Genomic DNA, 14,290 nt, shown 5'->3' with positions numbered 1-14,290 from the left:
GTATTTAGACTAGGGGAAATCCCCTAGTCTTTTTTTGTGAGTTTTAGAGCTAATTTTTCTAAAACTTCCCATTCTGATTCATTTAAAACGGCTAAGGCTTCAATGAGTTTCTTTTTAAAGGATTCGTCTTCTTCTTTTAAAAGGTCGGCGGAGAAATCAATGATGGTTTCGCTTCGGTTTCTTTGCCGAATCATTTCGCCGTTTCCATATCGAATCCATTCTTCGTTAACATCAAATTCACGGCATATGGAAATGACCATCTGATCCGTTACATTTCTGTTTCCATTTTCTATATTTGAGATGGCTGCTTTGGTTACGCCAAGCCTTTTTCCGAATTCTTCAAGAGTAAGACCAAGATATTTTCTTAGTTCTTTTATTCGAGTATTCATATTTTACCTCCTGAGTAGATAATAGCAAAAAAGATTAAAAAAGTCAACCAAAAAGTTTTCATAGAATACAAAAAGCGCTTGACATGGTATTCTAAGAATATTATAATGTATTCAAAGACAACAACAAAGGAGGTCATTGCGTGAACGAGAATGAAAAGAAGATCCTTAAGACAATTGATAAAGCTTTACCGAAAATGGATGCGTTTGAGAAGGGGTATTTTCTTGGGTATGCGGAATCGAAAGCTGCGGAAAAAAATAAAACAGAGGAGGAGTATTTTGTGGATGTGGAATAGGAAGGGGAGATAACAAAAGTGAATCGATGAAATAAGGAGGTGAGTTTGTAATGCAATATCCTAAGGCGGTGATGTCAATCACAGAGCTTGTAAAGATTGGTTTCGGGCGGGACGATATGAAAGCGGCTTGCCATGCGGAGGGGCAGGATTTTGCTACTCGAACTGTGGGAGGCGGAAAGTTTTTGATTGATACGGAGAAGTTTGAGCAGTGGCGGCAAAAACAGCTTCAAAAAGAGCAGGCACGGCGGAAGTATGTAAGGAGGAGACGTTATGAAGCATGAAGTAATAGGTACTCTTCTGGCCTTACTGTACGGTGCCGGTTGGCTGACGATTTTGTTGGTACTAGCTCATAAGAGTACGCCGGGAGTGTTGGCGTTAGGAGTGGTGTTTTTTATTGTCAATACGGCGATGGTGGCGCGAGGGAGGTAAATGGGATGCAGTTGATTTATGGAGAGCAAGTGGACTTGGAGAGTATGACGCTGAAGGAAATCCATGACTTGGAGCGAAAAACGGGCGTTGCGTTTATTTTTGAGGGATGCCGGCCGGTGGCGATTCGGGTGCCCTGCGATATGCCGGGAATGGTTACTTTTTTGGAATTAAAATAGGCCTGGTGCGGTAACACCAAGGCCCGATGCAAAAAGATATGCTGATATTTTTATTATAGGATAAAATCGGAGAAATTGCAATGGTAAAAGTTATTGGATATAGAAAGCGTACTTTGGAAGCCAATGCTTATCATTGGGCGCTTTGCCGTAGAATTGCAGATGCTTTGGACAGTGACAGTGACTCTGTACATTATGATTTGATGGCCAAATATGGAATAATCCTTCGGGATGATGGCGGCAGAGCCGCGATAATATCTGCCTTGCCAGAGATTGATCTTAAGCGGTGCAATATATATGCCCGCCGAGTTGGTACAGGCCATGTGGATGGCAAAGAGTTTGTTCATTATGCCATTATAAAGCCGTCCAGGGAGTATAACAGCAAAGAGATGGCTTTACTGATTAAAGGGACGGTCTTGGAGGCAAAGAAATTGGAAATAGAGACCTTGACACCAGTCGAACGGACCAAAATAGTAGAGGCGCTATATCCTACAGGCAAGAGGGGAGCGCTGGAGTAAGGGAGTTACCAGTTGAGTCTGAAGTGATAACAGTAAGTGGTTGGCGTTGATGCCAATGGATGTGTCAATGCAGTAAAATAGTAGTTGGGAGGAAAATGGATGGATTTATTGCCATATATCCCGGTTGGCCGCCGGAATGCTAGAAGTCGGTTCGAGATTGCGGACTGCGCGGGCGTAAGTGAGCGGACCGTGAGGGACGCCATTGCAGAGATTAATAAAACTGGTCGAGCAAAGGTGATTGCCGACTCGATTATAGGGGGATATTACATTCCCAAGTTTCCAGAGGATGCAGCTTATTATAAAGCGTATTTGCGTCAGGAATATCATCGAGCTGGGGAGATACTGGATAAAATTCGCGCGATGGAGGGAAGAAGTCGGAAGAAAGAGAGCATGCCTGGTCAGCTTTCTTTGTTTAAGGAGTAGAGGCATGGATGGAAATTATGTAAAATTCTATCGTGGCATTAAGGACTGGGAGTGGTATCGGAATTTGAATACCTTTAAGTTATTTTTTCATTGCATTGTGCAAGCGAATTGGCAGGAAGGAAAATTTGAGGGAGAGACGGTAGGAAGAGGTTCTTTTGTTTCGTCTTATTCAAGACTGGCGGAGGAAACGGGGCTTACATATGACGAGGTTCGGACGGCGGTAAAAAATCTTACGAAAACGAAAAACCTCACAGTCAAAAGGTATCCAAAATATAGCGTATTTACGGTGGTTTCCTACGATGATTATCAGACAATTCCCAGTCAAGCCCCAGACAAAGCACAGTTAGGACCCAGTCAAGACCCAATCGATTCCCAATTGATTCCCAGCAATAAAAGGAAGAAAGAAAAACAAGAAGGGAAGAAGGGAAGAAATATATATAGCATGGACGGGGCGTTGAATGATGCTATTTGTGATTTTATTGAATTTCGGAGGCAGATAAAAGCGCCGATGACGGAAAAGGCGGTGTCTTTGATGGTCGAAAAGTTGAATCGGCTTACGCCAAGTCATGAGGAACAGATTGAGATCTTGCATCAGTCCATCTTGAATGATTGGAAGGGAGTGTTTCCGTTGAAAAGCCTAACAGAAAAGCTGGAGAACTCTCTGCTGCAAGATAAACCTTTGAACCAGTTTCACAACTTTGACCAACGGGATACGGATTACGACGCCTTGTTGGCAGTGGAAGAAAGAAAACTGTCTGGAAGAGTATGATGGCGGCGTGACTTATAGCTTTAAGCTTTAGATACTAAAACGGGGGTAAGAAATTGAACGAGGAGAATGAAAAGAAAAAGGAGTTTTTAAAGTCCTACCAGAAAGCGAAACGTGATGTGGCGCGGCTGGAACAGCATCTGAGAGAATGGAAGCTGAATAAAATATTACCGAGCGTTATCCATGACGGGATGCCCCATGGAACCAATATCAGGGATTTATCAGATTATGCAGCCCAAGTGGACAAGATCGAACGGGAAATTATTGCATCCAAATATGAGAGGATTTATGCTTGCCAAAAAGTCCAAAGGTGTATTGAGGCAGTGGAGGATGAGCGGGAAAAAGATTTGCTTACATACCGGTATCTGGAGGGTAAAAGCTGGGAGCAGATCGCGATGGAAATGGGGTATACTTCGCGTCACATTCTTAGGCTGCATGGACGGGCGCTTGAAAATTTGAAGATGTCATAGAATGTCGTATTGGAATGTGATATATTGATACTATAAAAGCAGACGATCAAAGATGGTGGTCTGCTTTTTGCGTTTTATTCCTCCTTTTTATTTTTTGCTTTCTAAGCCGCCAAGTTTAGGCTTGGCGGTAAGAAGAAGTCGAGGATATCAACGCTGCAATCATCTATAAAGGCGCCCTTTGCGGCGCTTTTTATATTTGCCGACGGGCATAAAACGGAGAAAGGAAATAAAATGGAATTTATGAACAACCATTACGGATGCGGGCAGTTCTTTCATGCTCCGGACGACGGATGCGGAGACGCAGATGGTATCTGTAATGACGGGGCCGACAATGATGGCGGTCAGGACGGGGGAGACCCGGACGGCGGGAAATCTGACGAAAAAAATTTTTCCCAGAAGGATCTGGACGATGCTGTGAAAAAACGTCTGGCGCGGGAGCGCCGGAAATGGCAGCGCGAGGCCCAGAGGAATGGGAAGGAAGATGACGGAGACGGCAGCACCGATCAGAACGGGGAAAGCCGGGAGGAGGCAAAAGCCAGAAAAGCAGCGGAGGATAAAGTTTCCGTACTGGAAATGAAGATATCCTGTTATGAGGCAGGCGTCTCTAAAGAGGCAGTTGACGACGTGGTGGTTCTAGCTAGATCTTATATGACCGCGGATGGGGAGCTGGATAGAAACGAAGCCATTAAAAAAGTAGTGAACAAGTATCCTCAGTTTAAAAAAGGGGTAGATGCCCTTGACGAGATGGAGGATAAAAAAGAGGCTTGGGACCAGCGTCAAGCAGCAAAGGCACAAAAAAATTTATTTTGAATGAAAGGATGGATGATCAGTATGGCAGAATCTGTATTGCCGGAGAACACAATTACTCCAGAAATCAACTATGAAACCGAGGCGTATATCAATACAACGCCGAACGCGGAACAGCCCACTTGGGCAAGTTTAGCGACATTAACCAAGAATATGGCCCAGAGCTTCAACGAAGTATTATATCAGGCAAGCTATTATGCGGATAAAGGCTGGGGGAGCACAGAAGTCACGGGTGGACAGTTAACTCTGACCCTCACCGGAGATTGCAAATCAGGCGACGCTGCTTGTGACTATATTTTGAGCGAGGAAGTGCAGTACCATTTTGGAGCGGCACGCAAAACGCATCTGAAGCTAGTCAAAGGGGAAACGACGATTATCTGGCCGGTTACTCTGGCCAACATTACAGCGGCTTATGGGGAAAGTAACCAGCCGAATGGACTGACAGTAACCATTCACGGAAACGGAAAACCCGTGGTAGAAACCGCAGTGTAAGGGGAGCTTTCGAGCTCCTCTTTTATTTCAGGAGGATAAAACAATATGGCGTATCAGATGAGACAAAATAAGAGCGCAACGGAAGAGCTGGAACTGGTTGATGAAAATGGAAAAGTCGTAAGAACGATCTTGATCCAGTTGGATAGAGCAGGAATTGTCCAGGACATCAACAGGAAGGTGATCGATTTGATCCACGCCGACGCCGCGGTAAAAGCAGCGTCAGCGGCAAAAAAGGAACCGGAGCAGATGGCGGAGGCTTATAAAAATCTGGAATCGGCGGCTCTTACGATCATGCGAGTCATTTTTGGCGATGAAGACGCACAAGCAATTTTGGATTTTTACGGCGGAAATGTTTTTGAAATGATGAATGAAGTTACGCCCTTCTTGATGCAAGTCGTCATCCCTAAGATGCGCGAGATTGCAAAGGAAGCAAAAAAGAACAAAATGCGGTTGTACGACCGGAAACGTTCCTTTTTGGCGAGGTGATTTTGTGGGTCTGATCACGGATGTTTTTGATCGGCGGAACCGGATATGGTTTGGCGGCCACTGTTATCGGACGAGGCCGGCCTACGATATTGTCCTTGCCGTCCAAAAATTATATAAGGACCCGGATTTGACAGAGTTGGATAAGCTGGAACAGGCGCTCCGAATGCTGATTAAAAATCAGACGCGCGTTAGGCGTCTATCCCAGACGCAGAAGGCAGATTTGCTGACGGAGATTGTCAAACAGCAAATCGAGCTCCCTCCGCGTCCGCAGGTAGGAAAGCAACAGAAGGTGGTAGACTTTGATTTAGATGGGGAATATATCTACGCTTCTTTTTTGCAAGCCTATGGGATGGATCTCCTGGAGGAGCAGGGGCGTCTCCAATGGAAACGCTTTATCGCTTTATTCCAGGGGCTCCCGGATGGAACAAAAATCCGGGAAATCATGAAAATTCGCGGCATGGATATTCCAAGTCCTACAAAACAAAACCAAAAAGAAAGACAAAATTTGATGGAGCTGAAGGCCTATTATGCCCTTCCGGTAGAAGGCGGAGGAGGACAGAAAGGACTGAACGCTCTTTTTTCAGTATTAGAATCCCAGGCAAAGGGCAGGTGATGAAAGATGGCCGATGGGGAAATTCAATATACGGTTCGGGTCGATGACAGCAAACTGAATGGTGATTTGCAGCGAGTGGGACAGGCTGTAAAAAAATCAGCAAAGGAAACCGGCCAGGAACGCGAAAAGTTGGAGAAAAAAACCTCCGATGCAATTAAGCAGGAACAGAAATCTGTTACGGAACACCAAGAAAAGCAAAATGATGAGCGCGTAAAAGACGATAAGGAAACCGGCCAGGAACGCGAAAAAAATGAAAAAACGGTAGCCGAAAATGCAAAGAAGATCATTAAGAAGCAGCTGGAAGACACATCTGTTGGTTCCATAATAAAATGGACGGACGGCCTCTCCGGGGCAAAGGCGGCGGCGGTTGGCGTAGGCGTTGGCATAGCGGAGATTGGGATAAAGGCGGTTGGCGCTGCGGATGAAATGAAACAAGCCATGAACGGATATCTGGCCTCCACCGGAAAAGGCAAGGAAGAGACGGAACGATACCAGAAAGTTCTCGAGGAAATCTATACCAACAATTACGGAGAATCTTTTAAGGATATCGCGCAGGCGATGGCCCAGGTGGATAAACAGTTGGGGGATATGTCTGACGAAGAGCTTCAGCAGGTAACGGAATCCGCTTTTGTCCTGAAGGATGTATTTAAATATGATGTGTCCGAATCGACCCGCGCAGCTAAAGCGCTGATGGATAACTTTGGCGTATCCGGCGAAGAGGCGATGGGATTGATTGCTGTAGGCGCCCAGAACGGTTTAGATTATTCCGGCGAACTGCTCGACAGTATTAATAAGTATTCCAGTCAGTTTGCAAAAGTCGGTTTGGACGCCGACGACATGTTCAAGATATTTGAAACCGGCGCTGAAACCGGTGCGTGGAATTTGGATAAGATCGGAGACGCTGTCAAAGAAATGTCTATCCGTGTGATAGATGGGAGCGATACCACCAAAGAGGGCTTTGAGGCAATTGGTTTGGACGCGGATATTATGGCGGAAAAGTTTGCTGCCGGCGGTGATACGGCAAAGGAAGCCTTTGAACAGACCATAGAAGCGTTGGCGGAAATGGAAGACCCGTTAGAGCAAAACGCGGCAGGCGCGGCGCTATTTGGGAGTGCGTGGGAGGAACTGGGGCCGGAAGTAATTTCTCAGCTGGCGGATATCGAAGAGGGCGCTTATAATACCGGCGATGCCTTGAACCAGATGAAAGACGTCAACGGTGACGACTTGAAGGACATGATCGGGGGCCTTCAACGGAACTTGGAAATGCTGTTGATCCCGCTGGGCGAGATGTTAATGCCAATTTTGGAAAACCTGATTCAGTCGGTACTCCCAGTTTTAATGGAGCGGTTGGGTCCGCTCATGGATGCTTTTATGACGGCTATCGGCCCAATCGTATCTTTGATTTCTGAGGCAATTCAACCGCTGATTGACATTCTTGCTTTTTTGTTGGATTTTACAATCCAACCTTTAATTGAAATTATGCAAAGTCTCCCCAATATTTTTAATAACGCTTTGAATGGCGTATTGGAAAAGGCTAGGCCAATTATCGAGAATATCAAAGGTATCTTTGGCGGAATTATTGATTTTATCGAGGGTATTTTTACCGGAGACTGGGGGCGGGCCTGGGAAGGCGTTAAAAGTATTTTTTCTAATATCGTAGATGGAATCGGAAATATATGGAAAACTCCCATCAATTTTTGCATTGATGTGCTCAATGGCTTTATTCGCGGTCTGAATAAGATTCAAGTCCCGGATTGGGTTCCGGGTATTGGTGGTATGGGATTTCATATCTCGGAAATTAAGAGATTGAAAAAAGGTATGGCTTTTGTTCCGTCGGACGATTATCTGGCGTTCTTGCATTATGGAGAAAGAGTCCTGACAAAAGAAGAAAATGCAGCTTTTATGGCAGCTGGCGGTCTATCAGGATTGGAACACGGGGAGCCTTTTCATTCGGCGGCTGGAAAAGAGGCCAGGTTCGATATTTACTTACAGCTGGATGGGCGGACGGTTGCCCGTCAGACGGCCCGTTATACAGGCGAACAGCTGAGTTGGGAGGAAATATAGTGTATATCAACGGGCGAGACTTATCGCATTATCACGGTAAATTAATCCGAGAATATGTCTATGGAGGTACGCCACTGGGAAACATGTATTTTCAGGGGCGGAACAGGAGTGCCTATGTGCTGCAGTCCCAGATAATCGGACTGAAAACACTGGAATTAACGATTGTATTTACCGGACAGGATCAGCGAGAGGCCATTTTACATAAATCTGCTTTTGACGCGGCGGTTATGGGTCAGATAGAGCTCATCTTAGGCGACGGTTTTGGATATACCTGCCACTGCGACCAATTGGGGGCGGAAACGCGTGTAGGCGAGGAAATGATGGAAGCATCCTATTCCTTTTCCGGTATTCGTCATGGCGACTGGATGAAGACTTCCGGCAAGACGATTTACAATCCTGGGACGCTGCCTAAAAGCGATTGTATCTTGACTGTAACGGTGGGGGCAGACGCTTCCCTATACCCACTGGGGAGTATTACCTTCCATGACGTAGAGGCGGGAGAGAAGCTGGTGGTAGATGGTATCAACAAACGAATTTTAGTGGACGGAGTTCCCGACGCCAAGCGGGCGAGTTGGACGGAGTTTCCTTATCTGATACCGGGGAAAAACGGGATTGACTGTCGAGATACCCCTACTGTCGAGTTTTATCCCTGCTATTTGTAAAGAGGTGAGAGTATGCTGAAAATTTTAAATGGGACGCAGGCTTTCCCATTGAACACAGATGATTTTTGCATTCGTCATGTGTATTCGGGATTGGACGAGTTGGACTTTACCATTTCGGTCCATGATGAACATTATCCGGATATTTATGAGGAGGCCGTTGTGGAATATGAACAGCCCTATCTGGTCAAGGCAATCGACCGGGGCGGAGACGATGTGAGTGTAAAATGCCAGTTGGATCTGGACGAGTTAAAAGCAGACATGCACATCGGATATACCAATGGTAATGCGACGGTGTATGATACCATTTCAGGTGTCCTCCCGGCTGGATGGGCGGTAGTAGACCGAGCCTATTTTACGTTCAAGAGAACGGTAGAAAGTGAAGCAGCGACGCCTTTAGAGATTATCCAGGCCTGTGCAGATATTTATTCTGTGACATTTCAGTTTCGGCCAAAAACAAGGCAGATAGAGATCATTGACCCGAAGAGTTATGAGCCCAAAGGCGCTTTTGCTACCCAGGAATTGAATTTGCAGGAAATTAATTATAAGGGAAAAAGTTCGGGTTTTGCAACACGTCTATATGCCTACGGGAAGGACGGGCTTACTTTTGCCAGTATCAACGATGGCAAACCTTATGTGGATGATCATACCTACTCAGATAAAGTGATTTCGGCCTATTGGTCGGATGACCAGTACGAAACCAAGGAAAGTCTTCTGGAGGAAGCAAAAAGCCGTCTGAAACAGCTTGCCATTCCGGAACGTTCTTATGAGTGTTCGGTGGTGGATTTGGCGGCTACAAATCCGGAATTGTATAAATTTCAGGATTTTAATCTTTTTGAAGTGGTAACCTTGATTGACGATAAATTATATGCGTCAATTGACCATCAAGTGGTGCAGTACGAGGAGTACCCGGCACAACGAGAACGAAATGTGGTTACCTTATCCAGCGTTGCTCCCAAAATTCAAAATTCAGTAAAACAACTGAAGGAGACGATCGAAAATCCAAGGAGTGAGTTTAACAGCCGCCTGCAGAACGCCATTCAAAATGCGACGGATTGGATTACCGGGAGCAAGGGCGGATATCTTATCATACATCAGGATGAAAACGAACAGCCCTATGAAATGCTTATCATGGACACGCCGGACATCTCCACGGCTAAAGAGGTGTGGCGATGGAACCAGGGTGGACTTGGACATAGCAAGAATGGGTATGACGGACCCTATGAAACAGCCATGACGCAGGATGGGCAGATTGTTGCGGATATGATCACAGCCGGAACGCTCCAGGGGATTCAGATTATTGCGGAACGAGGGAAAATTGCCGGATGGGATATGAGTGCAAAAGCTCTGTACAAAGACTACGTTGTGGGGTCCACGGTGTACCGGGTGTCCATTCAGTCCCCTCAGAAAGCAACGGACTGGGCGTTTTCTTCCCAGATTTCCACCGATGGGGGCAAGACTTTCCAAGGGGCCTTCTATGTACGTGCAGATGGGTATGTATATGCCAATGATATCCATATTAACGGTGGGACGATCAATATCAGTACGGAATCGAATGAAATTTCAGCGATAAATATTAACTGGAATGATAATACTGCTAAGATCTACGGAAACCATATAGGCGTAAAAAATAACACGACGCAAAAAGAAGCTACTCTAACCGCATCAAGCGTTTTTGTAGGATTAGAAACATTGGTAGACAAACACCTGAGGCTCCAAGCGGGAACGTTTTCTGACAAATCGAGTTGGGTATGGTTAAATAATGGAGAGTCTGAAGTTATGATGAAAATAGATTCTGGTAGTGCGTCGGTACAGGTGAGAAACGATATGGGGATGGCAGAAATGAAAACGGAAAATGGAGTGCCATCGATACGGATGTCTAAGGACGGCGATACAGCTATGATGGATTATGATCATTTTTATAACGCTTCACTCTCATAGGAGGGATTATGTACATAACACAAATTGACATTGAATTAAGCGGTGAACGCACCCCTGCTGTGGTCTATGCTAAACAGGGGGATGTGTCCGCCCGCAGGATTGACATTGGATTTATTGATAATGGGACGGTATATCAGATACCGGATGGAGTAACGGCCCGAATTTGGATTAAAAAGCCAGACGGGACAGCAGTATACAACGACACTACCATAGCAGGCAATCGGGTGATCGCGGATTTGACCAGTCAGGCTCTAATCGCTGCCGGGGATGCCAGGGCGGAGATCGCCTTGTACCAGGGGGAGAAATTGCTGTCAACTTCTGTCTTTGTAATACGGATTGAACGCAATGTCCGGAGCGAGGATGCGGCGGAAAGCAGTAATGAGTTTGGGACGCTGAACACTCTTGTTGATCAAACCGAAGAGCTCATTGCGGATATCGAAACCAAATTGGAAAACGGGGATTTTATCGGTCCGCCTGGTCCGCAAGGAATCCAAGGCCCGCCTGGTCCACAAGGAGAACAAGGAATTCAAGGCCCACAGGGCGATCCAGGCAGTAACTTGGCAGAAGATATCGTTATGGCATCTGGAACGAGCCTTGAAACGGAAATGGGAAGTATTTCTTCCTCTATTGATCAGATAAATACTACTCTAAACGGGAAAGCCGATGAAGGCCATACGCACATATGGACGGATGTTACAAATAAGCCAAGTACGTATCCGCCGTCTAGCCATACCCATAGCTATTTACCGCTATCAGGCGGAACAATGACTGGTGGGATTATCAGGAATCTTGGAACGTCAAATGCGAGTTTGGTGACTTTGACCAATTGTTCCAAAGCAAAGCAATCAATTAGTATAGTGGCGGGTGGAACCGATAGCGACGCCGGTGTAATAATCTGGAATAATACAGAAAGTCGTTCAATTTTTGGATATGATGCAGCCCTTAACGAGATCTACGCTGCCGAACCAACGTTACGAATTGGGACAAGTAACGCCCGAATTAAAAGCTCTACTAATCAACAAATATATATTTGCGCCTCGAACGAAGCGGAATACTTTGCGTGTTTAGGTGTTTGGGAGCAAGCTTGGCGGTTCATACCTTATCGAAACGGCTCAATAACGTTGGGATCACCGAGTTACCGTTGGGGGCAGATTTATAGTACCAGTTCTTCAATTTCTACCTCTGATCGGAGAGAAAAGAAAAGTATTGAAACACTTGATCCCGATAAGATGACAATGTTCATAAATGCTCTTGATCCAGTCAGCTATAAACTAATTAACGGAGAATCCGGGCGTACCCATCACGGATTGATTGCGCAACAGGTTGAAGGGGCAATGGCTGTTGCTGGGTTGACGGATATGGACTTTGCTGGATTTATCAAATCTCCCAAATATGAAGACGTCGAAAACGAAGATGGAAGCCGCGAGTGCGTTCTAGTAGAGGGTGAATATGTATACGGCCTAAGATACGAAGAGTTTATTGCTCCGTTGATCGCGGTTGTGCAGCAGCAAGCAAAATCAATCCAGAAATTAGAGGAACGCATTGCTCAATTGGAGGCAAAGACAACTGAATAAACAGAAGGTCCCGTACCTTCTAGTGGTGTGTCTAATGGGGCTGTATTTGCTATCCGCTAATGTAACAGAACGTTGTAGAATGTACCAAGAGTTGCAGGAGGTGATCACACGGGAGTTGTAAATGATGCTGTGGCATGGGCCTTGGAAATTGCGGCTGATGACAGCCACGGATATGACCAGGGCAGCCGTGAAGGGCCGGACTATGACTGTTCGAGCTTTTTATGCTGGGCCTATTATAAGGCTGGTTTGAATACCCGGCCGGGTGGATACTCGCCGTCCACCAGTGAGATGTACGATGTATTTACGGCGGCGGGGTTTCATGATGTAACGAGCCAGGTAGATTTGTCGTCAGGCGAGGGGCTTCGGAAAGGCGACGTGTTGCTGCGTCCCGGACATCATACGGAGATGATGTGTGATGCTACGCACACGGTTGCTGCGCATGAAAACGAAGACGGAGGGATTACTGGGGGCCAGACGGGCGATCAGACCGGGGACGAGATATGTGTACAGACCTATCGTAATAAACGCTATGTCTACTGCTTGCGCTACCCTTCGGAACCGTCTTCGCCGCCGGATACGACAAAACCGGGTAGCCGGATTGAGATAATGGATGGAACATCCCGCATATGGGCGTACTGTTTCGATGGCGCGCCAGGACTTGGCATGACGCGTAACGGAGAGGAATCGTATTGGGATTTTGAAGCATTTAAGCGTCTTTGCGGCGGGTAAGAGGAGAGTATATGCAACCAGAGATTATAGTGGCTCTGTGCTCATGCGCGGGTACGTTGATCGGCAGTATTGCCGGTATTATGACAGCGAATCGATTGACAGCATATAGAATTAGTCAGTTGGAAGATAAAGTAAATAAGCACAACAACTTAATCGAGCGTATGGCAATCGTAGAACAGTCGACAAAGGCCGCGCACCATAGATTAGATGAGCTGGTAGAAGAGGTACACTATGAATAAAGGAAATATAAAGCAGTGGATGAAAGCTGCAGGCGTAAGGGCGGTTAAAACCGTAGCGCAGGCTGCTATCGCCATGATCGGCACGGCGGCGGTGGTCGGCGATGTTGATTGGGGAATGGTAGTATCGGCGGCGGTGTTGTCTGGGGTATTGTCCTTATTGACGAGTGTCGCGGGACTGCCGGAGATCAAGGCGAGATAACATGTGCGAATCTTATAAGGTAATTCAGGTGGCGAAATCCCAGATCGGTTACTTGGAGAAGTCCAGCGACAGCCAGTTGGATGATTTTACGGCCAATGCAGGCCGGGAAAATTATACCAAGTACGCCAGGGATTATAAGGGGTTTGCCGGGGAGGATTACCAGGGACAAGCCTGGTGCGATATGTTTGTGGACTGGTGCTTTGTGAAGGCTTATGGAGTGGATAACGCACGGGATTTGCTGGGTGGATTTGATGCTTATACGCCGGCATCCGCACAGTATTTTAAGGCCAGGGGCCGATGGCATACGAGCGACCCGCAGCCGGGGGATGTCATTTTTTTTGAAAACAGCCAGAGGATTAATCATACTGGTATCGTGACGGAGGTCAAAGACGGACGCGTACATACGGTAGAGGGCAATACGTCCGGTGGCGGTGATGTGGTAGCCAACGGGGGCGGCGTGTGGTCAAAAAGTTATGCGCTGGACAATAGCAAAATAGCAGGATATGGTCGTCCCGCGTATGTGCGGAAATCCGATCAGGACTATGTAACCGGTCTTTACCATGATCTATTGGGATGGGAACCGAATACCCCAGTAATGACCTATCAGCGTTGGCTGAATACATATCTGGGCGGCTACCTCAAGGAGCCATTGGAGATTGACGGAAAATGCGGGGCTAAGACACGAAAAGCCGCAGTAATGGCCATGCAGGTGTACCTGAATAAGATGTGCGGAGCCAGACTTGCGGTGGATGGCAGCTTTGGGCCAAAATCCAGAACAGCTTATGAAACCGTCCGAAGAGGACGAAAAGGGGATAATGTCTGTATTGTGCAGGGATTACTGTACGGTCACGGATACGATCCAGCTGGCTTTGACGGGAGCTGTGGCGCCGGGTGCGAGAGGGCGATCAAACAGTATCAGGCCAATACGGATAGTCTTGCGGTCGACGGACATTGCGGCAAGGCAACATTTAGGGCATTAGTGAGATAGGTAGGATTTTAACCGGCAGTGGCTCTGCCCCAGTCCAG

At 46.6% G+C, this 14,290-nt stretch carries 21 protein-coding genes; 20 read left to right on the top strand and 1 reads right to left on the bottom strand.

What is annotated here, in order from left to right:
• Nucleotides 1-23: 23 nt before the first annotated feature.
• A complete protein-coding gene (locus ACCC71_RS14680) occupies nt 24-389 on the bottom strand; it encodes a helix-turn-helix domain-containing protein (RefSeq protein WP_434310373.1) in 366 nt (121 codons plus the stop codon).
• 140 nt (nt 390-529) lie between these two features.
• On the opposite strand from ACCC71_RS14680, the gene ACCC71_RS14675 reads away from it, so the two are divergent.
• From ACCC71_RS14675 to ACCC71_RS14580, 20 genes are all read left to right on the top strand, one after another.
• Nucleotides 530-682 (top strand): hypothetical protein, encoded by a 153-nt coding sequence (locus ACCC71_RS14675; protein ID WP_434310372.1) that lies wholly within the window; start codon nt 530-532, stop codon nt 680-682.
• A 50-nt stretch (nt 683-732) separates the two neighbouring features.
• Entirely contained in the window at nt 733-963 is a 231-nt protein-coding gene (locus tag ACCC71_RS14670) for a hypothetical protein (RefSeq protein ID WP_434310371.1), read from the top strand.
• Nucleotides 953-1,111 carry a hypothetical protein gene (locus ACCC71_RS14665; RefSeq protein ID WP_434310370.1) on the top strand — a complete coding sequence of 53 codons (159 nt, stop codon included), beginning with the start codon at nt 953-955 and terminating at the stop codon, nt 1,109-1,111. Before ACCC71_RS14670 ends, ACCC71_RS14665 begins: the two co-directional genes overlap by 11 nt.
• A gap of 5 nt (nt 1,112-1,116) precedes the next feature.
• Entirely contained in the window at nt 1,117-1,287 is a 171-nt protein-coding gene (locus ACCC71_RS14660; RefSeq protein WP_434310369.1) for a hypothetical protein, read from the top strand.
• Between the two features lie 80 nt (nt 1,288-1,367).
• Nucleotides 1,368-1,802 (top strand): hypothetical protein, encoded by a 435-nt coding sequence (locus tag ACCC71_RS14655; protein WP_434310368.1) that lies wholly within the window; start codon nt 1,368-1,370, stop codon nt 1,800-1,802.
• A 99-nt stretch (nt 1,803-1,901) separates the two neighbouring features.
• Complete coding sequence (locus ACCC71_RS14650) at nt 1,902-2,225, top strand: hypothetical protein (protein WP_434310367.1); 324 nt, start codon at nt 1,902-1,904, stop codon at nt 2,223-2,225.
• Between the two features lie 4 nt (nt 2,226-2,229).
• Nucleotides 2,230-2,994 carry a hypothetical protein gene (locus tag ACCC71_RS14645; protein WP_434310366.1) on the top strand — a complete coding sequence of 255 codons (765 nt, stop codon included), beginning with the start codon at nt 2,230-2,232 and terminating at the stop codon, nt 2,992-2,994.
• Nucleotides 2,995-3,047: 53 nt separating this feature from the next.
• The gene (locus tag ACCC71_RS14640; protein ID WP_434310365.1) at nt 3,048-3,461 is read left to right on the top strand and encodes a sigma factor-like helix-turn-helix DNA-binding protein; all 414 of its coding nucleotides are present in this window, start codon (nt 3,048-3,050) and stop codon (nt 3,459-3,461) included.
• A 231-nt stretch (nt 3,462-3,692) separates the two neighbouring features.
• A complete protein-coding gene (locus ACCC71_RS14635; protein ID WP_434310364.1) occupies nt 3,693-4,271 on the top strand; it encodes a hypothetical protein in 579 nt (192 codons plus the stop codon).
• Between the two features lie 21 nt (nt 4,272-4,292).
• The gene (locus ACCC71_RS14630; RefSeq protein WP_434310363.1) at nt 4,293-4,760 is read left to right on the top strand and encodes a phage tail tube protein; all 468 of its coding nucleotides are present in this window, start codon (nt 4,293-4,295) and stop codon (nt 4,758-4,760) included.
• A 45-nt stretch (nt 4,761-4,805) separates the two neighbouring features.
• On the top strand, nt 4,806-5,246 hold the full coding sequence (locus ACCC71_RS14625) for a hypothetical protein (protein ID WP_434310362.1): 441 nt from the start codon (nt 4,806-4,808) through the stop codon (nt 5,244-5,246).
• Nucleotides 5,247-5,250: 4 nt separating this feature from the next.
• On the top strand, nt 5,251-5,859 hold the full coding sequence (locus tag ACCC71_RS14620; RefSeq protein ID WP_434310361.1) for a Gp15 family bacteriophage protein: 609 nt from the start codon (nt 5,251-5,253) through the stop codon (nt 5,857-5,859).
• Nucleotides 5,860-5,865: 6 nt separating this feature from the next.
• Nucleotides 5,866-7,923: a phage tail tape measure protein gene (locus tag ACCC71_RS14615; RefSeq protein ID WP_434310360.1), complete on the top strand. Its 2,058-nt coding sequence runs from the start codon at nt 5,866-5,868 to the stop codon at nt 7,921-7,923.
• On the top strand, nt 7,923-8,585 hold the full coding sequence (locus ACCC71_RS14610; RefSeq protein WP_434310359.1) for a hypothetical protein: 663 nt from the start codon (nt 7,923-7,925) through the stop codon (nt 8,583-8,585). Before ACCC71_RS14615 ends, ACCC71_RS14610 begins: the two co-directional genes overlap by 1 nt.
• Before the next feature lie 12 nt (nt 8,586-8,597).
• Nucleotides 8,598-10,523 carry a phage tail spike protein gene (locus ACCC71_RS14605; RefSeq protein ID WP_434310358.1) on the top strand — a complete coding sequence of 642 codons (1,926 nt, stop codon included), beginning with the start codon at nt 8,598-8,600 and terminating at the stop codon, nt 10,521-10,523.
• An 8-nt stretch (nt 10,524-10,531) separates the two neighbouring features.
• A complete protein-coding gene (locus ACCC71_RS14600) occupies nt 10,532-12,097 on the top strand; it encodes a tail fiber domain-containing protein (RefSeq protein WP_434310357.1) in 1,566 nt (521 codons plus the stop codon).
• Between the two features lie 129 nt (nt 12,098-12,226).
• On the top strand, nt 12,227-12,826 hold the full coding sequence (locus ACCC71_RS14595; RefSeq protein WP_434310356.1) for a hypothetical protein: 600 nt from the start codon (nt 12,227-12,229) through the stop codon (nt 12,824-12,826).
• A gap of 11 nt (nt 12,827-12,837) precedes the next feature.
• On the top strand, nt 12,838-13,065 hold the full coding sequence (locus ACCC71_RS14590; protein WP_434310355.1) for a hypothetical protein: 228 nt from the start codon (nt 12,838-12,840) through the stop codon (nt 13,063-13,065).
• Nucleotides 13,058-13,264, top strand: coding sequence for a holin (locus tag ACCC71_RS14585; RefSeq protein WP_434310354.1), 207 nt, complete (start codon nt 13,058-13,060; stop codon nt 13,262-13,264). Before ACCC71_RS14590 ends, ACCC71_RS14585 begins: the two co-directional genes overlap by 8 nt.
• A 1-nt stretch (nt 13,265) precedes the next feature.
• Nucleotides 13,266-14,252 (top strand): peptidoglycan-binding protein, encoded by a 987-nt coding sequence (locus ACCC71_RS14580; RefSeq protein ID WP_434310353.1) that lies wholly within the window; start codon nt 13,266-13,268, stop codon nt 14,250-14,252.
• Nucleotides 14,253-14,290: the final 38 nt, after the last annotated feature.

The sequence above is a fragment of the Hominifimenecus sp. rT4P-3 genome, from assembly GCF_051055405.1.
Lineage (GTDB): Bacteria > Bacillota > Clostridia > Lachnospirales > Lachnospiraceae > Pseudolachnospira.
Note: the sequence above shows the minus strand (reverse complement) of the source record. Positions and strands in the feature narration are given on the sequence as shown.